This window comes from Stutzerimonas stutzeri (genome assembly GCF_019090095.1).
GTDB classification, from domain to species: Bacteria; Pseudomonadota; Gammaproteobacteria; order Pseudomonadales; family Pseudomonadaceae; genus Stutzerimonas; species Stutzerimonas stutzeri_AN.
Map to the genome: position 1 here is coordinate 1,887,278 of NZ_JAGQFP010000002.1, position 22,390 is coordinate 1,909,667.

17 protein-coding genes and 3 tRNA genes are annotated in these 22,390 nt (G+C 63.0%); 11 read left to right on the forward strand and 9 right to left on the reverse strand.

Annotated elements, in window-relative coordinates; translation table 11 throughout:
* The first annotated feature begins 26 nt into the window (after window positions 1-26).
* Both malT and KVO92_RS18430 read left to right on the forward strand, forming a co-directional pair.
* A complete protein-coding gene (gene malT / locus KVO92_RS18425) occupies window positions 27-2,771 on the forward strand; it encodes an HTH-type transcriptional regulator MalT (RefSeq protein WP_217476970.1) in 2,745 nt (914 codons plus the stop codon).
* Between the two features lie 71 nt (window positions 2,772-2,842).
* Window positions 2,843-3,391, forward strand: a complete 549-nt coding sequence (locus KVO92_RS18430) for a sugar O-acetyltransferase (RefSeq protein WP_217476971.1) — start codon at window positions 2,843-2,845, stop codon at window positions 3,389-3,391.
* Between the two features lie 129 nt (window positions 3,392-3,520).
* Here the strand turns inward: KVO92_RS18430 and KVO92_RS18435 are convergent, their stop codons facing one another.
* Window positions 3,521-4,801 carry a hypothetical protein gene (locus KVO92_RS18435; RefSeq protein WP_217476972.1) on the reverse strand — a complete coding sequence of 427 codons (1,281 nt, stop codon included), beginning with the start codon at window positions 4,799-4,801 and terminating at the stop codon, window positions 3,521-3,523.
* Window positions 4,802-5,165: 364 nt separating this feature from the next.
* Here KVO92_RS18435 and KVO92_RS18440 point away from each other — a divergent pair, with 364 nt between their 5' ends.
* Together KVO92_RS18440 and malK are read left to right on the forward strand one after the other, a co-directional pair.
* The gene (locus tag KVO92_RS18440; protein ID WP_217476973.1) at window positions 5,166-6,785 is read left to right on the forward strand and encodes an alpha-glucosidase family protein; all 1,620 of its coding nucleotides are present in this window, start codon (window positions 5,166-5,168) and stop codon (window positions 6,783-6,785) included.
* A gap of 106 nt (window positions 6,786-6,891) precedes the next feature.
* Complete coding sequence (gene malK / locus KVO92_RS18445; RefSeq protein WP_217476974.1) at window positions 6,892-8,007, forward strand: maltose/maltodextrin ABC transporter ATP-binding protein MalK; 1,116 nt, start codon at window positions 6,892-6,894, stop codon at window positions 8,005-8,007.
* A 40-nt stretch (window positions 8,008-8,047) separates the two neighbouring features.
* Here malK and sugE read toward each other — a convergent pair whose 3' ends face one another.
* From sugE to rdgC, 3 genes are all read right to left on the reverse strand, one after another.
* A complete protein-coding gene (gene sugE, locus KVO92_RS18450; RefSeq protein WP_217476975.1) occupies window positions 8,048-8,362 on the reverse strand; it encodes a quaternary ammonium compound efflux SMR transporter SugE in 315 nt (104 codons plus the stop codon).
* Between the two features lie 132 nt (window positions 8,363-8,494).
* Complete coding sequence (locus KVO92_RS18455) at window positions 8,495-9,436, reverse strand: bile acid:sodium symporter family protein (protein ID WP_217476976.1); 942 nt, start codon at window positions 9,434-9,436, stop codon at window positions 8,495-8,497.
* 61 nt (window positions 9,437-9,497) lie between these two features.
* Complete coding sequence (gene rdgC / locus KVO92_RS18460; RefSeq protein WP_217476977.1) at window positions 9,498-10,418, reverse strand: recombination-associated protein RdgC; 921 nt, start codon at window positions 10,416-10,418, stop codon at window positions 9,498-9,500.
* 204 nt (window positions 10,419-10,622) lie between these two features.
* Between rdgC and KVO92_RS18465 the strand changes: the two genes are divergently transcribed.
* From KVO92_RS18465 to KVO92_RS18475, 3 genes are all read left to right on the forward strand, one after another.
* A tRNA-Val gene (locus KVO92_RS18465) sits at window positions 10,623-10,698 on the forward strand.
* A 13-nt stretch (window positions 10,699-10,711) separates the two neighbouring features.
* Window positions 10,712-10,788 (forward strand) — tRNA-Asp (locus tag KVO92_RS18470).
* Between the two features lie 236 nt (window positions 10,789-11,024).
* Window positions 11,025-11,780, forward strand: a complete 756-nt coding sequence (locus tag KVO92_RS18475) for an FKBP-type peptidyl-prolyl cis-trans isomerase (RefSeq protein ID WP_217476978.1) — start codon at window positions 11,025-11,027, stop codon at window positions 11,778-11,780.
* 106 nt (window positions 11,781-11,886) lie between these two features.
* On the opposite strand, the gene KVO92_RS18480 is transcribed toward KVO92_RS18475, so the two are convergent.
* Window positions 11,887-12,504, reverse strand: a complete 618-nt coding sequence (locus KVO92_RS18480; RefSeq protein ID WP_217476979.1) for a LysE family transporter — start codon at window positions 12,502-12,504, stop codon at window positions 11,887-11,889.
* A 65-nt stretch (window positions 12,505-12,569) separates the two neighbouring features.
* Here KVO92_RS18480 and KVO92_RS18485 point away from each other — a divergent pair, with 65 nt between their 5' ends.
* The gene (locus KVO92_RS18485; RefSeq protein WP_217476980.1) at window positions 12,570-13,493 is read left to right on the forward strand and encodes a LysR family transcriptional regulator; all 924 of its coding nucleotides are present in this window, start codon (window positions 12,570-12,572) and stop codon (window positions 13,491-13,493) included.
* 410 nt (window positions 13,494-13,903) lie between these two features.
* Here KVO92_RS18485 and KVO92_RS18490 read toward each other — a convergent pair.
* Window positions 13,904-13,979 (reverse strand) — tRNA-Asn (locus tag KVO92_RS18490).
* A 51-nt stretch (window positions 13,980-14,030) separates the two neighbouring features.
* Window positions 14,031-15,227: an amino acid aminotransferase gene (locus KVO92_RS18495; protein WP_217476981.1), complete on the reverse strand. Its 1,197-nt coding sequence runs from the start codon at window positions 15,225-15,227 to the stop codon at window positions 14,031-14,033.
* A 308-nt stretch (window positions 15,228-15,535) separates the two neighbouring features.
* Between KVO92_RS18495 and uvrB the strand changes: the two genes are divergently transcribed.
* The gene (uvrB, locus tag KVO92_RS18500) at window positions 15,536-17,551 is read left to right on the forward strand and encodes an excinuclease ABC subunit UvrB (RefSeq protein ID WP_217476982.1); all 2,016 of its coding nucleotides are present in this window, start codon (window positions 15,536-15,538) and stop codon (window positions 17,549-17,551) included.
* Window positions 17,552-17,815: 264 nt separating this feature from the next.
* Window positions 17,816-18,277: an REP-associated tyrosine transposase gene (locus KVO92_RS18505; protein WP_217476983.1), complete on the forward strand. Its 462-nt coding sequence runs from the start codon at window positions 17,816-17,818 to the stop codon at window positions 18,275-18,277.
* Between the two features lie 466 nt (window positions 18,278-18,743).
* Here KVO92_RS18505 and KVO92_RS18510 read toward each other — a convergent pair whose 3' ends face one another.
* Together KVO92_RS18510 and KVO92_RS18515 are read right to left on the reverse strand one after the other, a co-directional pair.
* The gene (locus KVO92_RS18510; protein ID WP_336512651.1) at window positions 18,744-20,297 is read right to left on the reverse strand and encodes an MDR family MFS transporter; all 1,554 of its coding nucleotides are present in this window, start codon (window positions 20,295-20,297) and stop codon (window positions 18,744-18,746) included.
* The gene (locus KVO92_RS18515; RefSeq protein WP_217476984.1) at window positions 20,287-21,321 is read right to left on the reverse strand and encodes an HlyD family secretion protein; all 1,035 of its coding nucleotides are present in this window, start codon (window positions 21,319-21,321) and stop codon (window positions 20,287-20,289) included. Before KVO92_RS18515 ends, KVO92_RS18510 begins: the two co-directional genes overlap by 11 nt.
* A 103-nt stretch (window positions 21,322-21,424) precedes the next feature.
* On the opposite strand from KVO92_RS18515, the gene KVO92_RS18520 reads away from it, so the two are divergent.
* A complete protein-coding gene (locus KVO92_RS18520; RefSeq protein WP_217476985.1) occupies window positions 21,425-22,354 on the forward strand; it encodes a LysR family transcriptional regulator in 930 nt (309 codons plus the stop codon).
* Window positions 22,355-22,390: the final 36 nt, after the last annotated feature.

The window sequence follows — 22,390 nt, forward strand, 5'->3', positions numbered from 1 at the left end:
CAGGGAACGAAGCACGGGAGATGACCATGAATGTCGCAATACCTGAGCCCTTGCCGCTCATACCGGCCAAGCTGAGCATGCCGCCCCTGCCCAAAGGTCTTCTCTCGCGGCCACGGCTGGACGAGTGGCTGCAGCGCCTCGGGGATGTGCGCCTGGCGGTGCTGCATGCGCCGAGCGGCTTCGGCAAGACCACCCTGGCATGTCAGTGGGCGCGGGCATTTGCCGGGCAGGTGGCCTGGCTGCAGCTGCATCCGGCGGATAACGATCCGCGGCAGCTGGCTCGCTACCTGCTGCACGTGCTCGATGCGCAGCTGGAGCAGGGCTGCCCGCGCAGCTTGCTGCTCGCAGAGCAGGGGGCCGAGCCTTTCGACGTTCTGCTCACCCATCTACTGGCGGAGCTACCCGCCGAGAACGAACCGCTGCTGCTGGTGCTCGATGACTTCGAGGCCTTGGTCAACCCGGAGGTCATCGCGGTGTTGCGCTTTTTCCTGCGCAACATGCCGTCCTGGCTGACGCTGCTGGTCTGCAGTCGCGGTCTGCCTGAACTCGGCGTCGCCGAACTGCGGGTCAAGCACCAGTTGCTGACAGTGGATGCGGCGCAACTGGCGTTCGAAACCGACGAAGTCGAAGCCTTGCTCAACGAAGGGTTGCCGGTGACGGTCAACCGCGAGCAGGTGGAACGACTCAATCGCCGCATCGGTGGCTGGCCCTGCGCGTTGCAGCTGGCGCTGCAAGAGGTACAGACCAGCCGTGGCATGGACGTCTTTCTCGAAAGCCTCCAGCTCGGCCATCCCTTCGTCCGCGACTACCTGCGCGAGCAGGTCTTGAGCCAGCTGGACCCGGCAACGGTCGAGTTCCTCCAGGCGACCTGTCTGTTGGAGCGTTTCAATGCGTCTCTGGCCAATCACCTGACCCAGGGTAGCAATTCCCGCGACATGCTCGAGCAGCTCGAACGGAACGGCCTGTTCGTGCAGCCGCTCGACAGCTTGCGTCAGTGGTACGCCTACCATCCGCTGTTCGCCGTCTTCCTGCAGGGCGAGCTGCACACCCGCCAGCCGCAGCGCGTTGCCGAGTTGCATCTGCGCGCGGCCGGCGCGCTGATGGCCGAGAGCATGCCGGAGGAGGCCGCACGCCACGCCGTGCAGGCGCGCTGCCCGACGCGTGTCGGCGAGGTGTTGGAGCGTTTTGGTCGGCAGTTCTACCGCCAGGGACGACTGGGGTTGTTGCAGCAATGCCTGGAAACCCTGCCAGAGACGGTCATCGCCGGATCGCCCTTGTTCACGCTGCTACAGGCGTGGGTGTCACAGAATTCCTACCAGTTCGATCAGGTCGAGCGCTGGTTCAAGGCCGGCGAGCAGGCGCTGCAGCACAGCTGCTCGGAAGAGGACTGGGCGCGTATTGTCGGCGAGTTCAATGCCGTGCGCGCGCAGGTGGCGATGAACAAGGGGGACGAGCAGCAGGCCATCGCCCTGGCTCGCGAGGCGTTGGTCCGCGAACCGCTGATCATGCGGACCTCGAAGGTTGCCGCGCTGTCGGGTCTGGCCGAAGCGCATTTCGTGCAGGGGCTGCTGCCACAGGCGCAACAGCAGTACCAGGAGGCCGAACGCCGCGCGCGGGAAATTCGAGCCTCGCATCTGGTGGTGTGGAACCTCGGGCAGCTCTCGGAGATCGCCATCGCCCAAGGCTTTCTGCAGAAGGCCTACTCGTTGCAGGAGCGGGCGATTCAGTACGTCGAACAGGCGGAGCTGCAGGCCACGCCGATCATGGAATTCATCTACCGCGTGCGCGGTCAGGTCCTGCTCGAGTGGCACCACCTGGACGCCGCCGAGCAATGCGCGTTGCAGGGTATCCAGATCCTCGAAGACGTGGGTGACCGCTGGTTGATGCAGTGCTACGCGTTGCTGGCGGGCGTCGCCCATGCGCGCGGCCAGCAGAATGTCTGCGCGGACTATGTCGGCAAGATCCAGGGCATGTTGGCGGGCGACAATTACCACGTCGATTGGCTCGCCAATGCGCATGCGGTCATGCTCAGCTACTGGGATTCGACGCAGGACAAGACGGCGATCCAGCAGTGGCTGCTTACCGCACCCGCGCTGGAGCGGGGTCTCAATCACTTCGCTCAGTACAACGGCCGCAACCACGCGCGTGCGCACCTGTCACTGCAGCAGCCGGAAAAGGCCCTGCCCATCCTGCGCCAGCTGCAAAGCGATGCCGAGCAGCACGGCCTGGTGATGGATCTGAACCGCAACCATATCCTCCTGGCGCAACTGCATTGGCAGCGCGAGGAGCGCCAGCAGGCGCTGGACCACCTGCAGCAGGCACTGACGCTGGCCACCAGCACCGGCGCCATTGGCAGCTTTCTGCGCATCGGCAAGCTGATCATCGTCATGCTCAAGGCGTTGCAGCACGAGCGCACGCTCGGTGAGCTCGAGGCCCAGCGTGCCGATCGGCTGATCCAGCTGGCGCAACAGCAACGCGACTTCAGCCGGGCGATCCGCATCACCCTCGACGAGGCGGTGATCCAGGACATCATCAACCGTCCCGACGTGCCCGAGCTGATCCGCCATTCGCCGCTGACCCGGCGCGAGTGGCAGGTGCTCAGCCTGATCCATGCCGGGCAGTCGAACGAGCAGATCGCCGAGCACCTCAACGTCGCACCGACCACCATCAAGACACACATCCGCAGCCTGTATCAGAAGCTCAACATCACCCATCGCAACGAGGCGGTGCAGTTGGCGCGCAGTCTGCTGAGCAAGATCCAGGGCGAGTAAGCATTGTTTGCTGCAACCTGTGTGCACCCGACCGCGTCGGTGGGTGCTTTCACGCGTAGCGAGAGCCGAAGATGACGATGACCGAGAAACAGAAGATGCTGGCCGGTGAGCTGTATCGCCCCGGCGACCCCGAGCTGCAGGCCGATCAGGCCACCGCCAAGGCCTGGATGGTGCGCTACAACGCGGCCCTCGGCGAGACGCCGGCGGTGCGCCGGGCCTTACTCAAGGAGCTGCTGGGCAGTGTCGGCGACGGTGCGGTGGTGCGGCCGCCGTTTCATTGTGATTACGGCTACAACATCCACCTTGGCGACGAGGTGTTCTTCAACTTCAACTGCGTGATTCTGGACGTGGCCGAGGTGCGCATCGGTGCCGGCACGCAGATTGGCCCGGCGGTGCAGATCTATGCGGCGGATCATCCGCGCGGTGCCGAGGAGCGTCGCAGCGGTCTGGAATTCGGCCGGCCGGTGATGATTGGCGAGCATGTCTGGATCGGGGGCGGCGCAATCATTCTGCCAGGCGTGACCATCGGCGATGGCGCCGTGATCGGTGCCGGCAGTGTGGTGACTCGAGACGTCGCGGCGGGCGCGACCGTGATGGGGAATCCGGCCCGCAGTCGCTGAACGCGCCGAAGTGCGAGGCGACGTGCCAATGCCGCTGCGGTAGGCCAGTTGTCGTTGGCCCGGTGACCTTGGGATAGGCGACAACCTTGCCGGGAATGACAGCCGACCAGGGCCGGCTGTCGACCGCGCTTATTGCTGGGTCACGATGGCCATGTTGCCCGAGCCCATTTGCGACACCATGGCGGCGTTGCCCATGCCGCTCTGGTCGAGGATCGCCTGGTTGGCGGTACCCCCTTGCAGCACTTGCGCCAGATGGCCTTCGCCGGTCTGGGAAAGGGCGACTTCGTTGTCCGCGCCATAGATCTGCTGGATATCGGCGACGTTGAGGTTGCCGTCCTGCATCACGTCCACCCGGTTGTTGTCGCCGTAGCTCGAGCCGGTCAATTCGTTACCATTGCCGGTCTGGCTGACGGTCAGCAGGTTGTCGGAGCCGTCCTGGGCGAAATCGATCAGGTGATCGGCGCCTTGCTGAGTGACATAGGCCTGGTTGTATTCGCCGGTCTGTTGAAGCGAGGCCGTCTGGAAGTTGCCATCGAGCTGGTCGATGGTGAGGTAGTTGTTATTGCCGGTCTGCTCGGCCGTGGCGTTATTGCCATCGCCGGCCTGGAAAACATCGGTGCTGTTGGCCACGCCGTTCTGGTAAATCGCCGCGGTTTGCAACGAGCCGCTCTGGTCAACGTAGGCTTCGTTCATCGTCCCGGAAGACCGGATGCTGGCGGTGTGATCGGAACCTTGCTGCGTCACCGAGGCGACCTGCGAGTCGCCCTGCTGTTCGATCTCGGCGCGTGAGTCGAAGGCATTGGTCTGATAGACGCTCGCATCGTTGAAGTTGCCCTGCTGGTCGACGCTGGCGGTGTTGCGGGCGCCGCCGTCCTGCCAGACCAGCGAGACGTTCTCATCCCCCGTTTGGCGCTGTTCCGAGACGCTCGCCTCGGTGTTGCTCTGCACGCTTTCAGCGAAGTTGTCGTTGCCACTTTGCTCTGTCACCGCCGTGCTCATGTCCGCCGCGTTCTGCTCGGTGATCGAGACGTTGAACGTGCCGTCCTGGTATTGCCGGGCGCTGGCGCCGAAGGAGTCGTTCTGGACGATGCTGGCATCGTTGTTGTCGCCGTACTGCTCCTGGATCGCCTCGCTCTGGTCGGTCGAGGTCTGGCTGATCGCGGCAACGTTCAGGTTGCCGCCCTGGGTCTGCACCGCGTCGGACAGGGTTGCTTGCGTCTGGGTCACCTTGCCGTCGTTGCCGGCGCCGATCTGCGACTGATAGGACAGGTTGTCCCGCCCGCCGCTCTGGGTGGCTTCGGCGATATTGTCGGTACCGGACTGATTCTGTTCCGCGCGGTTATCGTCGGCGTAGGCCTGGGTCGCCAGGATCGCAATGATGGCGGCTGCGAGGGGCTTGCACTTGAACATGTCGTCTCTCCATGGGGGTAGGGGCGTGTCGTTCCTGACTGGCGCGGCTGCGTCTGGCTTTAGCCGGAGGCTGCAGCTACGACGGTGTCGGTCGCGGAACTACCCCGATCCTAGGAAGGCCTCGTGACAAAATAATGTCGAATCAGCGTTGTGTCGACGTTTTTATGGCGATGGGCGGCAGGCACGGCTGCCGGATTGCATGAGCGCTCGGACCGTGGGGGGAGGCGTGTGCACTACGCCCCCGGCAGGAGGTGGCTCTACGCCTGGTTCATACGCCTCGTTATTGCTGGCGGCGGAGGATGTTGCGGCGGGTTGCCGCACCTAGAGTGGCGGCGTGTTCCCCCAAACATCGAAGGTGGGTTGTATGAATCGCAACGACTGGTGGCGCGGCGGCGTCATTTATCAGGTTTACCCGCGCAGCTTTTTCGATAGCAACGGCGACGGGGTCGGCGATCTGCTCGGTGTGGTCGAGAAGATCGACTACATCGCCAGCCTCAACGTCGATGCCATCTGGCTGTCGCCATTCTTCACCTCGCCGATGAAAGACTTCGGCTATGACGTGTCCGATTACCGTGACGTCGATCCGCTGTTCGGCACGCTGAACGACTTCAAGCAGGTCATCGACGTCGCCCATGCGCGTGGCATTCGTATTCTCATCGATCAGGTGCTCAACCATTCCTCGGACCAGCACGCCTGGTTCAAGGAAAGCCGCTCCAGCCGCGACAACCCGAAAGCGGACTGGTACGTCTGGGCCGATCCGAAGGACGACGGCACCGTACCCAACAACTGGCTGTCGGTCTTCGGCGGGCCCGCCTGGACCTGGGACAGCCGCCGCAAGCAGTATTACCTGCACAACTTCCTGTCCAGCCAGCCGGATCTCAACTTCCATTGCGAGGAGGTCCAGCAGCAGCTGCTCGACGACATGGAGTTCTGGTTGAAGCTGGGGGTCGACGGTTTCCGCCTGGATGCCGCGAACTTCTACTTTCATGATCGTGAGCTGCGCGACAACCCGCCGAATCATGAGATTCGAGAAGGTAGCATCGGTGTGCGCGCCGATAACCCCTATGCCTTCCAGCAGCACGTCTTCGACAAGACCCAGCCGGAAAACATCGGATTCCTGCGGCGGATCCGGCAGTTGCTCGAGCGTTATCCAGGCAGCGCGACCGTCGCAGAGATCGGTTGCGATCATTCGCTGAGGACCATGGCCGCGTACACGGGCGGCAGCGATACCCTGCACATGGCCTACTCGTTCGACCTGCTGACCGAGCAGTGCAGCCCGAGCTTCCTGCGCCACACCATCGATTGCGTGGAGCGCGAGCTGGTCGACGGCTGGCCCTGCTGGTCGATCGGCAACCACGACGTGGTGCGGGTGATGAGCCGCTGGGCGCTGGCCAACCAGCCGGATCATGCCCGTGGCCGCATGTTCATGGCGATGCTGCTGAGCATGCGCGGCAGCGTCTGCCTCTATCAGGGTGAAGAGTTGGGGCTGGACGAGGCCGAGCTGCAATTCGAGCAACTGGTCGACCCCTACGGCATCCGCTTCTGGCCCGAATTCAAGGGGCGCGACGGCTGCCGGACGCCGATGCCCTGGCACGATCAGGACCCGCACGGTGGCTTCAGCCGCGAACAGCCCTGGTTGCCGCTGGCCGACAAGCATCTGCCGCTCTCGGTGGCCGCGCAGGAGCCGGATCCGAACTCAATGCTCAACATCTATCGCCGCTTCCTCGCGTGGCGCCAGGATCAGCGTCTTCTGGTCGAAGGCAGCATGCGCACCGTCTATCACGACGACGCCCTGCTGGTGTACGAGCGGCGCCTGGATGATGAAGTCTGGGTGTGTTTGTTCAACATGAGCGACAGTGCCCGGCACTATGACCTGTCTGCACCGGTCGAAGGGCTCGACGTGCCATCGGCCACCGCGGTATTCGATGGTCAGGGCGTACATCTGCCGGCGCACGGCTTCGGCTTCGCCCGCCGGCTCGGCTAAGTCCCGGGCCGGGACGAGACGGATGCATCGTCTCGACCGGCCCGTCGCCGCTCGCTATGCTCGCCGTGACTCGTCGCGGCAGCTGTTTTGAAGGAGAACAACAATAATGGCCAGTGTAACCCTGCGGAATATTTGCAAGAGTTATGACGAGGTCCCCATCACCCGCAACGTCGATCTGGACATTGCCGACGGCGAGTTCGTGGTGTTCGTCGGGCCGTCGGGATGCGGCAAGTCAACCTTGCTGCGGCTGATCGCAGGCCTCGAAGACATCACCGACGGCGAATTGCAGATCGATGGTGAGCGGGTCAACGAGCTGCCTCCGATGGATCGCTCGGTGGGGATGGTCTTCCAGTCCTACGCCCTTTATCCGCACATGAACGTGGCGGAGAACATGGCATTCGGTCTCAAGCTGGCCAAGGTCAGCAAGGTCGAGATCAACCGCCGCGTCGAGTCGGTCGCCAAGATCCTCCAGCTCGATCACCTGCTCGAACGCAAACCCAAGGATCTGTCTGGCGGGCAACGCCAGCGCGTCGCGATCGGCCGCACGATGGTTCGCGAGCCCAAGGTGTTCCTGTTCGACGAGCCACTGTCCAATCTGGACGCGTTCCTTCGGGTGCAGATGCGTATCGAAATCTCGCGCCTGCACCAGCGCCTCAAGGCCACGATGATCTATGTCACCCATGACCAGGTCGAGGCCATGACCCTGGCCGACAAGATCGTGGTGCTCAACGCCGGGCGCATCGCCCAGGTTGGCCCGCCGCTGGAGCTGTATCACTACCCGCATAACCAGTTCGTCGCCGGGTTCATTGGCTCGCCGCAGATGAATTTTCTGCCGGTGCGCGCCTTGCGCGCCGATGCGGACTCGGTGGAGGTCGAGATGCCCGGCGGCAGCACCATGTGGGTGCCGGTGGATGGCAGGAAGGTCAATCCAGGCGATGCGCTGACCCTGGGTGCTCGCCCCGAGCATTTCGTTGACGCCGAACAGGCGGATTTCGTCTTCAACGGCGAAATCGCGGTGGCCGAGCGGCTTGGCGATCACAACCTGCTGCACCTGAACCTCGAGGGGGTCGACTCGATGGTGGCGGTGGCCAGCGATGGCAATCGTCGAGTGTCGGTTGGCCAGATCTTCGCGACCGGCCTGCAAGCCAACAAGTGCCACCTGTTCCGCGCCGATGGTGAAGCCTGCGCGCGGCACTATCGCGAGCCCGCGCTGCACGGTTGATGCAGCCTGCGGCAGCCGGATCCGGCTGCCGCGGCGCTTATCAATGGCTCAGTTTCAGCCCCACCAGGCCGACGCAGATCAGCATCACGCTGGCCAGGCGGAGCAGGGCTGCCGACTCGCCGAACAGCAGAATGCCCACGACCACCGTTCCGACCGCTCCGATGCCCGTCCAGACGGCGTAGGCAGTGCCCAGCGGCAGCTCTTTCATGGCGATGCCCAGCAACGCCAGGCTGGCGAGCATGGCGGCAACCGTGAGCACGGTGGGAAGCGGGCGGGTGAAGCCTTCGGTGTACTTCAGGCCAACGGCCCAGCCGACCTCGAACAGGCCGGCAACAAACAGGATGATCCAGGACATACGCACCTCCACGGGACGGTGATAAGGGTGGGGCCGTCCCCGGTGATGTGTGCCGCCTGAGGTCGTCCTCAGCGTGCGCTATTGTCCACAGCTGCACGGTCCGGGCAACTGCCTCGGACCGGCGCAAGCGTATCAGGGGGCGTCAGAGCCGTCCTTCATTCTTCGATAGACCGTCGCCAGCAGCGCCCCGGAGAGGTTGTGCCAGACGCTGAACAACGCGCTGGGCACCGCTGCCAGCGGCGAAAAGTGAGCGCTGGCCAGGGCCGCCCCGAGCCCCGAGTTCTGCATGCCAACTTCGATCGACAGGGTCTTGCGCTGCGCCAGCGGCAGGCCGAACAGGCGTCCGACCAGATAGCCGATGCCGAGCCCCAGGCTGTTGTGCAGCACGACCACGGCCATGATCAACAGGCCCGACTCGGCGATCTTCGCCTGGCTCGCAGCGACTACCGCGGCAACGATGATCACGATGCTCACCACCGAGACCAGCGGCAGGATGTCGACCACCTGATGCACCCTGTTGCCCAGCAAACGCCGGGCGACCAGGCCGAGGGCGATCGGCACCAGCACGATCTGCACGATGGACATGAACAGCGCGCCGAAATTGACCGGTAGCCAGGCCGAGGCCAGCAGCCAGATCAGTGCGGGTGTGACCAGCGGGGCGAGCAGCGTCGTGACAGCGGTAATCGCCACGGACAGCGCTACGTCGCCGCGGGAGAACCAGGCGATGACGTTGGACGCCGTGCCGCCCGGGCAACAGCCCACCAGGATCACCCCGACGGCAATTTCCGCCGGCAGACCCAGCAGTTGGCAGAGCAGCCAGGCGAGGGCGGGCATGATCAGAAATTGTGCCCCGACACCCAGCGCCACCCAGAGTGGACGGCGTGCGACCTCGGCGAAGTCTGCGGCTTTCAGGGTCAGGCCCATGCCGAACATGATCAGGCCGAGCAACGGGACGATCCAGGCGGTGGCTGGCAGGAACCAGCTGGGCTGAAAGAAAGCGAGGACGGCGAACAGCAGGACCCAGAGGGCGAAGGTGTTGCCGACAAAGCGGCTGAAGGCGGCGAGGGCACGCATCGGGCTTACCTTGTTGTCATTGGAGAGGGGCCGTCAGCCTCGGCTGACGGCCAGAGGCAGTTTAGATGCCCTGCGGAATCTCCTCGCCACCCAGGGCTTCGAACAGCGCGGGCAGGAATTCCTTGAAGGTCAGCATCATCAGCACGAAGCTGGCGTCCTGCTGGCCGAGGTCGTCGTCACCGCCATCCTGTTCGGCCTGATCCTGCAGCAGCTCTTCGAAGCGCAGGCGCTTGATCACCAGCTTGTCGTCGAGCACGAAGGAGAGCTTGTCCTGCCAGCCCAGCGACAATTGAGTGATCTGCTTGCCCACTTCCAGATGCTGCTGGATCTCGTCGCTGGTCAGGTCCTGACGCTTGCAGCGGACCACACCGCCGTCTTCATGGGTGTCGCGCAGCTCGCACTCGTCGAGCACGAAGAAGTCATCGGCCGCCTTTTGTGTCTTGACCCAGTCGGTCATGGTTGCCGAAGGAGCAATTTTCACCGTCAGCGGGCGTACCGGCAGCGAGCCGATGGCTTCACGCAGCGTGGAGAGCAGGTCTTCGGCGCGCTTGGGGCTGGAAGAGTCGACCAGAATCAGGCCCTGCTCCGGCGCGATGGCCGCGAAGGTGCCGGACTTGCGGATGAAGGCACGGGGCAGGAAGGCCTGAATGATGTCGTCCTTGAGCTGGTCGCGTTCTTTCTTGTAGACCTTGCGCATCTGCTCGTTTTCGATCTCGTCGACCTTTTCCTTCAGCGCGTCCTTGACCACGCTGCCGGGCAGGATGCGTTCTTCCTTGCGTGTCGAAATCAACAGGAAGCCCTGGCTCGCATGCACCAGAGGTGCATCTTCGCCCTTGCCGAAGGGCGCGACGAAACCGTAGGTGCTCACCTCCTGGCTGGCGCAGGGGCGGGCGGGCTTGGCGGCCAATGCGGTTTCAAGTGTCTCGGCATCGAACGGGACGGTCTGGGTGAGACGGTAGACGAGCAGGTTGCGAAACCACATGACGATTGAGACTCCGGTAAAAGCAAAGCGCGCATTATTCCCGTCCCGGTAACGCAGGCCAACCCTGCGGCGCCGATGCGAGCTCGTTTTTGCCAATAAACAGTGGGTTTCCTAAGTCGTTGTAAGTTCTTCAATTTTTTTTTCAAAAGGGGGTTGCCAAGGTTAAGAACCCTCTCTAGAATGCGCCCCACTTCGAGAGCAAACGGGTGATTAGCTCAGCTGGGAGAGCATCTGCCTTACAAGCAGAGGGTCGGCGGTTCGATCCCGTCATCACCCACCACTCGAGGTTTAGCGCAGCGGTAGTTCAGTCGGTTAGAATACCGGCCTGTCACGCCGGGGGTCGCGGGTTCGAGTCCCGTCCGCTGCGCCATATTAGCCATCAAGGAACACTGAACGCCTTGATAGCACGAAGAAAGCGACCTTAGGGTCGCTTTTTTTTTGCCTGATGTTCTGGTCGTCATCTTTCTGCGTTTCGTGCGGCACTTCTGGACTTTGCATTGTCTTTACCTATTACCGCGGCGTGCTCGGTAGTCACTGTATGAGGTGGCTGTTAAGCTCCGGTCATCGTTTTTGCTTCACCCCTTACGCGTAATTAAAGGAAACAGAATGAGACATCATCGTTTGGCGTCGGCGATTGCCCTGGTTGGCCTGGTTCTGGCGGGCTGTGATTCGGAAACCAGCGCCAAGCTGGAAACCCCGGCACAAAAAGCGTCCTATGGCATCGGCCTGAACATGGGCAAGAGCCTGGCGCAAGAGGGCATGGCCGATCTCGATTCGAAAGCCGTTGCGCAGGGCATCGACGATGCCATCGGCAAGAAAGAGCAAAAGCTGACCGACGAGCAACTGATGGAAGCGTTCAGCTCCTTGCAGAAGCGCGCCGAAGAACGCATGGCTGAAATGAACAAAGAGGCCGTCGCGGCCGGCAAGAAATTCCTCGAAGAAAACGCCAAGCGAGAAGGCGTGAAGACCACCGAGTCCGGTCTTCAATATGAAGTGATCAAAGCCGCCGATGGCCCGCAACCGGGCCCGGATGACGTCGTGACCGTTCACTACGAGGGCAGCCTGACCGATGGGACTGTCTTCGACAGCTCGATCAAGCGCGGCACCCCGATCGATCTGCCGGTTGGTGGCGTGATTCCGGGATGGGTCGAAGGTCTGCAATTGATGCACGTGGGCGAAAAGTACAAGCTGTACATCCCGAGCGAACTGGCCTACGGCGAGCAGAGCCCGAGCCCGCTGATTCCCGCCAATTCGGTGCTGGTCTTCGACCTAGAGCTGCTGGGTATCAAGGGTGACGAGAACGCAGCGGCGCCGGCTGCCGAAGTCGAGCCTGAAGCTGCGGAAGAGACCGACAAGCAGTAATCGCTTCGCGGTATCGAAACGCCCCGCTTATGCGGGGCGTTTTCGTTTCTGGCCGCCACGCCCGGGTTGCTCTCGCACGCGCCGTCGAAGCGGGCTGCGTGCGCGCTTAGTGCGTTCCGCGAGCGGTCGCCAGCAGCACGCCGAATGCGACCAGCAGTCCACCGAATGTGCAGTCTATCCAGGGGCGAACGGCCAGGATGCGCTCGCGCATGGCACCGGCTGAAAAGCACAGCGCGACCAGGCTGAACCAAGCCACGTGTGCCATCGAGATGAAGACGCCATAGCAGATCTGTACCGCCAGTGGCGTATCCGGATGCACCACCTGGATGAACAGGCTGACGATGAATACTGTGGTCTTCGGATTCAAGGCATTGGTTAGAAAACCGGTACGCAGCGCGTCCCAGTTGGAGAGTGACGGTGCGGTGCCGTCGGCCGGCGCGCCACCTGAATTTACGCGCAGCATCGTCACGCCGAGATAGATCAGGTAGGCGGCACCGACCAGCTTGATGACATTGAATAGCCAAAGCGACTGCTCGATCAGCAGGCCGACGCTCAGAAGGGTGTAAGACAGGTGGACCAGTACGCCCAGGCCAACACCTAGAGACGTCAGCACGCCGGCGCGGCGCGACAGGGTCAGGCTGTTGCGAGTGACCATCGCGAAGTCCGGTCCCGGACTGATCACGGCGAGCAGGGTTATTGTGATCACGGCTATCAGTTCATTCATGACGTATCCTGTCGGCTGGTGGAGAGAAACAGGATGCTAGCCAAGGTGCTTCTGGGTGAATAACGATGTTTTCTGACAGTGTTGGTGAGACAGGCTCACAAGCCGCCATTCGGCCTCTACCCTCGTTACTGGCGCTGCGTTGCTTCGAAGTCGCGGCTCGCCTGGAGAATTTCAGCCGCGCCGCCGATGAGTTGCACCTGACCCATGGGGCGGTCAGCCGGGCTGTGCGCCTACTCGAAGATGAACTGGGCGTGACGCTGTTCGAACGGCGTGGTCGTCGTGTGCTCCTGACCGACTCCGGGCGTACCCTGGCGCGGGCGGTGAGCGGGGGCTTTGGCCTGATGCGGCAGGCTGTTGCAGAACTGCGCGCCAGTAGTCGCCAGGCACGGCGCTGGGTATTGTCTTGCGAACCCACGTTGCTGATGCGATGGCTTATTCCTCGCTGGCCGGACTTCCAGGCCAGGCATCCGGGGATTGAGGTGCATCTGGTCGCTGGCGGCGGACCGTTCTCCTTCGCGGACGGGATCGACCTGGCGATCCGTCGTAACGATTTCCGGTGGCCTGGCAACTACCATGCCGAGCCGTTGTTCGTAGAGCGGGTTGGCCCGGTCTGTCGGCCGGACAAGGCGGCGCTCTGGCTTCGCCGGGAGTGCGACGGTGAAGCGTTGCAGGCCGGTGCGCCTTGCCTTCACGCCCGGACACGGCCGTCGGCGTGGCAGGACTGGGCCTTGGCGGCGGGTCGGCGCTTTCCCGAGGCGCCAGGGCAGACCTTCGATCATTTTTTCTTCAGTTTGCAAGCGGCTGTCGCCGGTCTGGGCGTCGCCATCGGCCCCTGGCACTTGGTGCGTGACGATCTGCACAGTGGCGTGCTGGTCGCCCCGCTGGGGTTCGTCGAAGATGGCTCACGCTACTGTCTGCTGTCGCCGCAACCTTTGCAAACCTGCGGCCCGCAGGCCGATCTGTTGGCCTGGCTGCGCGAGATAGCCTGATCGAGGCGGTACAAAGGGAGGGCAGCTCACCGAATAACCTGGGACACAGTCCCTGGTGAGAGTCCGGCGGATACAAAAAATCCCCAGGTTTTCATCTGAGGCTTTGAAGTTGGCTCCGCGACCTGGACTCGACTGCGCAGCAGAACGCGCTTCAGCGCGGCCCCGAAGGGGTGAGCGAAGCGAATAACCTGGGACACAGTCCCTGGTGAGCGTCCGGCGGATACAAAAAAGCCCCAGGTTTTCACCTGAGGCTTTGAAGTTGGCTCCGCGACCTGGACTCGACTGCGCAGCAGAACGCGCTTCAGCGCGGCCCCGAAGGGGTGAGCGAAGCGAATAACCTGGGACACAGTCCCTGGTGAGCGTCCGGCGGATACAAAAAAGCCCCAGGTGTTCACCTGAGGCTTTGAAGTTGGCTCCGCGACCTGGACTCGAACCAGGGACCCAATGATTAACAGTCATTTGCTCTACCGACTGAGCTATCGCGGAACAGCGGTGCGTATCCTACTGTTTGTTAAGGGGAAGTCAACCCCTTGCGGATCAGAGGACCTGGACGATGGCGTCGGTGACATGGTCCAGATTGCTGTGGTTCAGCGCGGCGGCGCAGATGCGCCCGGTACCGATCGCGTAGACGCCGAATTCGACGCGCAGGCGCTCGACCTGTGCTGCGGAGAGTCCCGAGTAGGAGAACATTCCGCGCTGCTTGGCGACGAAGCTGAAGTCCTGTTTGGCGCCCTTTTCAGCCAGTTTGCGAACCATGCTCAGGCGCATGTCCTGGATGCGAGTGCGCATCTCGCCAAGCTCGGTTTCCCACATCGCACGCAGCTCCGGACTGTTCAGTACGGCGGAAACCACAGTAGCGCCGTGCGTCGGCGGGTTGGAGTAGTTGGTGCGAATCACGCGTTTGATCTGCGACAGCACGCGCGCCGACTCGTCGCGGTTCTGCGTGACCATCGACAGGGCGCCGACACGCTCGCCATAGAGCGAGAACGACTTGGAGAACGAACTGGAGACGAAGAAGCTCATGCCCGATTCGGCGAACAGGCGGACTGCAGCGGCGTCTTCCTCGATGCTGTCGCCAAAGCCTTGGTAGGCAATGTCGATGAACGGCACGTGATCATTGGCGCGCAGTACGTCGAGGATGTGCTGCCAGTCCTCGGGTTGCAAGTCGACGCCGGTCGGGTTGTGGCAGCAGGCATGCAGCACGACGATCGAGCGGGGCGGCAGGTTCTTCAGATCCTCGAGCAGGCCGGCGCGGTCGATCCCGTGGCTGGCTGCGTCGTAGTAGCGGTAGTTCTGTACCGGAAAACCGGCAGACTCGAACAGGGCGCGGTGGTTTTCCCAGCTGGGATTGGTGATCGCCACGACGGCGTCGGGCAGCATGCGCTTGAGGAAATCCGCGCCGATCTTCAGTGCGCCAGTGCCGCCCAGGGCCTGGGTGGTCACCACTCGACCGTCGGCGACCAGCGCCGAGTCAGCGCCGAACAGCAAACCTTGCACGGCCATGTCATAGCTGGCGATGCCCTCGATCGGCAGATAGCCACGCGGGGCGTTGAGCTCCAGGCGCGCCATCTCGGCGGCTGCAACGGCGCGCAGCAGCGGAATTCGACCTTCTTCGTTGTAGTAGACGCCAACCCCCAGGTTGACCTTGTTCTGCCGGGTGTCGGCATTGAAGGCTTCATTGAGGCCGAGGATCGGATCGCGCGGCGCCATTTCGACAGCGGAGAACAAACTCATGGTGGGGAAGCTCGAAGAGAGGAGGTGGCTGATGCAGCACCCTCGCTTCGCGCTGAGGGCGGTGCGCAAACGGGGCAAGAGTATAGCGGGCCGACGGTTGCGTCGCGATATGCTAGGGCGGTTTTTTCTTACCGATTCACGCCCGCCTGGTTGCGATCTCACCTTGCTTCGTCTGTCTGTCCGGTTGGGCACTTGATATCGTCGGGGGCGACCGCATTGAAAGGGCCACGTCAGCCGTTCGCCTTGTCCGCGACGGATCAGCACCACCGTTCGGCTTTCGAGTCGTCACGCTATTTGAAGAGGTCGATATGTCGAAGTTCGAATTGGTCACGCGCTTCAAGCCCGCCGGGGACCAGCCTGAAGCGATCCGGCAGATGATCGAGGGCATCGAGGCGGGGTTGTCGCATCAGACCCTGCTCGGTGTGACGGGCTCCGGCAAGACCTTCAGCATCGCCAACGTCATCGCCCACGTGCAGCGCCCGACGCTGGTGCTGGCGCCGAACAAGACGCTGGCCGCTCAGCTGTATGGCGAGTTCAAGGCGTTTTTCCCGAACAACGCGGTGGAGTATTTCGTTTCCTACTACGACTACTACCAGCCCGAAGCCTACGTGCCGTCATCGGACACCTTCATCGAAAAGGATGCCTCGATCAACGATCACATCGAGCAGATGCGGTTGTCGGCGACCAAGGCGCTGCTGGAGCGGCCGGATGCGATCATCGTCACCACCGTTTCCTGCATCTACGGCCTGGGCGATCCGCAGTCGTATTTGAAGATGGTGCTGCATGTGGATCGCGGCGACCGGCTCGATCAGCGCGAGTTGTTGCGCCGGCTCACGGGCCTGCAATACACCCGCAACGACATGGACTTCGCCCGGGCGACGTTCCGGGTGCGCGGCGACGTCATCGATGTCTTCCCGGCCGAATCCGATCTGGAGGCGATCCGCATCGAGCTGTTCGACGACGAAGTGGAAAGCCTGTCCGCGTTCGACCCGCTGACCGGTGAGGTGATTCGCAAACTGCCGCGCTTTACCTTCTACCCCAAGAGCCACTACGTGACACCGCGCGAGACCCTGCTCGACGCTATCGAGAACATCAAGGCGGAGCTCAAGGAACGCCTCGATTTCCTGCGTAGTAACAACAAGCTGGTGGAGGCGCAGCGATTGGAACAACGCACCCGCTTCGATCTGGAAATGATCATGGAGCTGGGCTACTGCAACGGCATCGAGAACTACTCACGCTACCTGTCCGGACGCGCGTCGGGTGAGGCCCCCCCCACGCTGTACGACTATCTGCCGGCTGATGCATTGCTGGTGATCGACGAGTCCCACGTCAGCGTCCCGCAAGTCGGCGCCATGTACAAAGGCGACCGATCCCGCAAGGAAACGCTGGTCGAATACGGCTTCCGCCTGCCCTCGGCGCTGGACAACCGGCCCATGCGCTTCGATGAATGGGAGGCGATCAGTCCGCAGACGATTTTCGTCTCGGCGACTCCCGGGCCATACGAGGCCGAGCATTCGGGGCGTGTGATCGAACAGGTGGTACGGCCTACCGGCTTGGTGGACCCTCAGGTGGAGATTCGACCTGCGCTGACCCAGGTCGACGATCTGCTCTCGGAAATCAACAAGTGCGTGGCCAAGGAGGAGCGGGTACTGGTCACCACGCTGACCAAGCGCATGGCCGAGGATCTGACCGACTACCTGGGCGATCACGGGGTCCGGGTGCGTTATCTGCATTCCGACATCGATACGGTGGAGCGTGTCGAGATCATCCGCGACCTGCGCCTGGGTGTGTTCGACGTGCTGGTGGGCATCAACCTGCTGCGCGAAGGTCTGGACATGCCGGAGGTGTCGCTGGTGGCCATTCTCGATGCGGACAAGGAAGGGTTCCTGCGCTCCGAGCGCTCGCTCATTCAGACCATCGGCCGCGCGGCGCGCAACCTCAACGGGCGCGCGATTCTCTATGCCGACAACATGACCGGCTCGATGGAGCGCGCCATCGGCGAAACCGAGCGCCGGCGCAACAAGCAGATCGCCTTCAACGAAGCCAACGGCATCGTGCCTCAGGGCGTGTTCAAGGATGTGAAGGACATTCTCGAGGGCGCTACCGTACCGGGGTCGCGCAGCAAGAAACGCCGCGGCGAAGCCAAAGCAGCGGAGGAGGCCGCGCGCTACGAGAACGAACTGCGCTCGCCCAGCGAGATCACCAAACGGATCCGCCAGTTGGAAGAGAAGATGCTCGCCTATGCGCGCGACCTCGAATTCGAAGCCGCCGCGCAGACCCGCGATGAAATCCACAAGCTACGCGAGCGCCTGCTGCAGGTGTAGCGGCTGTAGGAGCAGGCTCTGCCTGCGACCAACGTGGGCAGGGGTGGTGGCCTCTGTCGCAGGTAGAACCTGCTCCTACATGGAGCGGGTGTGCGGGTGTTTGGGTCGGCCTTCACAATCTGTAGGAGCAGGCTCTGCCTGCGACCAACGTGGGCAGGGGTGGTGGCCTCTGTCGCAGGTAAAACCTGCTCCTACACGAACAAAGCGTGTGGGCGGACTGTACCGATAGTGGGAGCCAGGAAGGCAGAAAAAGGAGCAAGGGACATGCGAGACATCAAACCGGGCGCCAGGAGCCTGCGGCGTGGGCGATATTCGGAGCCAGGCCGGATCTACCTCGTCACGGCTGTGACTCAGGCGCGAGAGCCGCACTTCACGGACTGGGGTTTCGGCCGCCTGGTGGTCGACCAGATGCGTGCGGCGGATACCGATGGCGGGCTTCGTTCGCTCGCCTTCGTCGTGATGCCCGATCATTTCCACTGGCTTTTCGAACTCGGCGAGCAACGGCTCGATGCGGTTGTGATGCGCGTGAAGTCCCGCAGCGCCAAGGCCGTCAACGCATCGCTAAGGCGCAGCGGACAGCTCTGGCAGCGCGGCTTCCATGATCGGGCCATCCGCCGGGAAGACGATATCCGCGCCATTGCACGCTATGTCATCGCCAACCCCTTGCGCGCCGGTTTGGTTCAGCGGGTGGGCGACTACCCGTTATGGGATGCGGTCTGGCTCTGACCCGCTCGTAGTGACGGGTCTGCACTAACCTGTAGGAGCAGGCTCTGCCTGCGACTGGAGTGCCGGGCGCTGTGGCGGTCGCAGGTAGAACCTGCTCCTACATGAAGCGGGCGTGCGGGTGCGTGGGTGGCGGTCTGCACCGATCTGTAGGAGCAGGCTCTGCCTGCGACTGGAGTGCCGGGCGCTGTGGCGGTCGCAGGTAGAACCTGCTCCTACATGAAGCGGGCGTGCGGGTGCGTGGGTGGCGGTCTGCACGATCTGTAGGAGCTGGCTCTGCCTGCGACTGGAGTGCCGGGCGCTGTGGCGGTCGCAGGTAGAACCTGCTCCTACAACGGGCGTGCGGGTGCGTGGGTGGCGGTCTGCACGATCTGTAGGAGGTGGCTCTGCCTGCGACTGGAGTGCCGGGCGCTGTGGCGGTCGCAGGCAGAACCTGCTCCTACATGAAACGGGCGTGCGGGTGTTTTGCTCAGTGCCCGCCGGCGCCGGCCTGGGTGTTTTGCGGTAACGGGCGGGTGAGCAGTACCGCAACCATGCTTACGGCGAGCGCTATGCCAACGAAATGGAATGCATCGTTGTAGGCCATGATCATGGCCTGCTGATGCGTGATCTCGCTGAGCCTTCCGAGCGCCGCCTGCTCGCTGCCCAATTGCTGGGTCAGCATGGTCAGGCGCTCGGCTACGGCCGGATTGCTCGGTACCACCGATTCGCGCAAGTAGTCGAAGTAGACCTTGGCGCGGCTGTCGAGCAGCGTGGCCAGCAGCGCGATGCCGATGGCGCCGCCAAGGTTGCGCAGAATGTTGAACAGGCTCGACGCCGAGCCAGCGTCCTGTGGCTGGACGTAGGCGGTGGCGATCAGCGAGACGGTGACCATGATCATTGGCTGGCCCAGCGCGCGGATGATCTGGATAGGGTGGAACTGGTCCCCCGCGAAGTCGGGATTGAGCGCGCCGGAGGCAAAGCTGGACAGGCCAAAGAGGGCAAAGCCCGCGGCGCAAAGCCACTTGGGCGCGATGACCTTCATCAGCTTGGGCACCAACGGGATCAGGAACAGCTGCGGGATGCCCATCCACATGATCACCTGGCCAATCTGCAGGGCGTTGTAGTCCTGGATCTGCGCCAGATACAGCGGCAACAGGTAGATGGAGCCGTAGAGCCCAAGCCCCATACCCAGGCTTGCGATGCTGGTTAGGCCGAAGTTGCGTTCGCGCAGGATGCCCAGGTTGATCAGCGGATTGGGGCGCGACAGCTGCAGAATGACGAACAGGATCAGGCTGACCAGTGCCACCGAGCCCAGCTGGACGATCAGTGTCGACTCCAGCCAGTCCTTGCGATGACCCTCCTCGAGAAACACCTGCAGACAACCGAGTCCCATGGCCAAGGTGACGATGCCCGCATAGTCGGTACTTTTCAGCAGCTCCCAGTGCGGTGGTTTCTTTTCCAGGCCGTACAGCAGGCCGGCAATCATCACCAGGCCGGGCGGCACGTTGATGTAGAAGATGTACTCCCAGCCCCAGTTTTCGGTGAGCCAGCCACCCAGGGTGGGCCCGATCGAGGGCGCGAAGGTGGCGGTGATGGCGAACAGTGCCATGCCCTTGGCCCGATGGTGCTCGGGCAGCTTGATCAGCGTGAGGGTGAAGGCCAGCGGAATCAGCGCGCCGCCGGTAAAGCCTTGCATCGCGCGGAACACGATCATGCTCTGCAGATTCCAGGCGAAGGAGCAGAGCAGCGACGAAATCAGAAAGCCTATCGATACCCACACCGCCAGCCGGCGCGCCGAGAGCAGCTGGACCAGCCAGGCGGTCAGCGGAATCATGATGATTTCCGCCACCAGATAGGACGTCGAAATCCACGAGCCTTCCTCCAGGGTCGCGGACAGCGCGCCCTGGATGTCTTTCAGCGACGAGTTGGTGATCTGGATGTCCAGCACCGCCATGAAGGCGCCAAGCATGGCGCTCATCACCGCGATCCAGTCGCGCCGGCTGGGTTCGCCATCCGGCCGAATCAGCGCATCAGCGGCCACGGAGATCGATCTTCACGTCCACCGACATGCCAGGACGGATACGCCCCTTGAGTGGATTGTCGCTGGCGAAGGTCAGCTTGACCGGGATGCGTTGAACCACCTTGGTGAAGTTACCCGTGGCGTTGTCTGGGGGCAGCAGGCTGAACTGCGCACCCGAGGCCGGGGAGAGGCTCTCGACTCGACCTTCGATGGGTGTATCGGGGAAGGTGTCGAAGGTCAGTTCGGCGCTCTGGCCGACCTGCATGTGGCCGATCTGGGTTTCCTTGAAGTTGGCCTGTACCCAGATGTCTTCGTCGGGAACGATCGACATCAGATAGGCACCGACCGAAACGTACTGGCCGTTGCGGGCCGAGCGTTGGCCGACGATACCGCTGATGGGCGAACGGATTTCGGTGCGACTCACGTTCAGTTCGGCTCGCTCGATTTCCGCACGTGCGCCATCGATCTGTGCCTGCAGGCGTTTGACATCGGCTTGCAGGGTGTCGACCTGCTGGCGCTGGGCGGCCAGGTCCGCTTCAGCCTTCTGCCGCTGCGAGCGGGCGACCCGCGCATCGGCCGACAGGGTGGTGACCCGTTCTTCCGAGACGAAGCCGGGCTTGCGCAGCGCTTCGACGCGCGACAGGTCGACCTGGCTGCGCTCGAGGTTCGCCTGGGCTGCGCTGACCGACGCCTGGCTGGCGGCAATCAGGCTGGTCTGTTGTTCGAGGCGGCTCACGGCCTGGGCGAGCTCGGCTTCGCGGATCGCCAGGTTGGCGCGGGCCTGGTCCAACGCCAGGCGGAAATCCCCGGGCTCGAGGGTCACCAGCAGATCACCAGGCTGCACATGCTGGTTGTCCTGCACATGAACACGTTCTATACGCGCCGCGAGTTGGCTGGAAATGCGGGTGATCTCGCCTTGCACGTAGGCGTTGTCGGTGTGCTCGTAGAAGCGGCCGATGAAAAACCAGTGTGCGAAAAAGGCACCTGCCACCAGCAGTAGCAGGGCGACGAAGATGAAGAGTCGGCGTTGCAGCTTGGCAGGCATGTCGTCGCTCGTGACCAGAGGTGAGCCGCACAATCTACCAGTGTTCCGGTTTCGTAATAAGCCGTTACAATCGCTAAACTTTGTTGCGCGCAAGGAACAATCGATGGGCCTCGACGACGCCTTGATATTCACCCGAGTGGTGGAGTGCCACAGCTTCACCCAAGCGGCGGCCAGCCTGGGTATGCAGAAATCCACCGTGAGCCGCCGGATCGTCCAGCTCGAAGAGCGGCTCGGCGTGCGCTTGATCAACCGCACCACGCGGCGTTTGCGTCTGACGGAGGTCGGTCAGGCCTACTACGAGCGCTGCCGGCAGATCATGCTCGATTTCGCCGAAGCCGAGCAGGTGGTGATGCAGCTGCAGCAGGCGCCGGCCGGCCTGCTGCGGATCTGCGCGCCGATCGAGTTCGGCCAGTGGATCCTGGGTCGGGTACTGGGCGATTTCATGCGGCTGTATCCGGACATCAACGCCGAGGTCGAGCTGGCGTCGCGATACGTCGATCCGGTGGAGGAGGGCGTCGACATCGTCATCGCGGTGGGTCAGCCGAACGATTCCACCTTGATCGCCCGCAAGCTCTTCGAAACCCGGCGGCGACTCTGTGCCAGCCCGGCTTACCTGGCGCAACACGGTGCTCCGGCGACGGTTGCCGACCTGGCCGCGCACCGTGCGATCAGCCTGTCGCGTGATCCGGTGCGCTACTGGCCGCTCGTCGAGCAGAACGTGGTGTGTCGCCGCGTGCTGGGTTGCAACAACATCACCTTCGCCCGTGAAGCAGCGCTGGCCGGGGCCGGGATTGCCGTGCTGCCAACCATGATCACTGACCAGGAGGTGCGCGACGGCGACCTGGTCGAGCTCTTGCCTCACGTCGAGTTGCCGGTCGGGGAAGTCTATGCGGTTTATCCATCGCGGCGTTTCCAGGCGATGAAGGTCAAAGCCTTTCTCGACTTCCTGATGCAATCGTTGCCAGTCACGGATGGTCGCCTGGTGGAGCCAGTAGAGGCACGCCTGCTAACATCGCGCCTTTACACGCGCTGACTCAGCCGACCGAGCCGGCTCCGCCAGTCGTGTGTC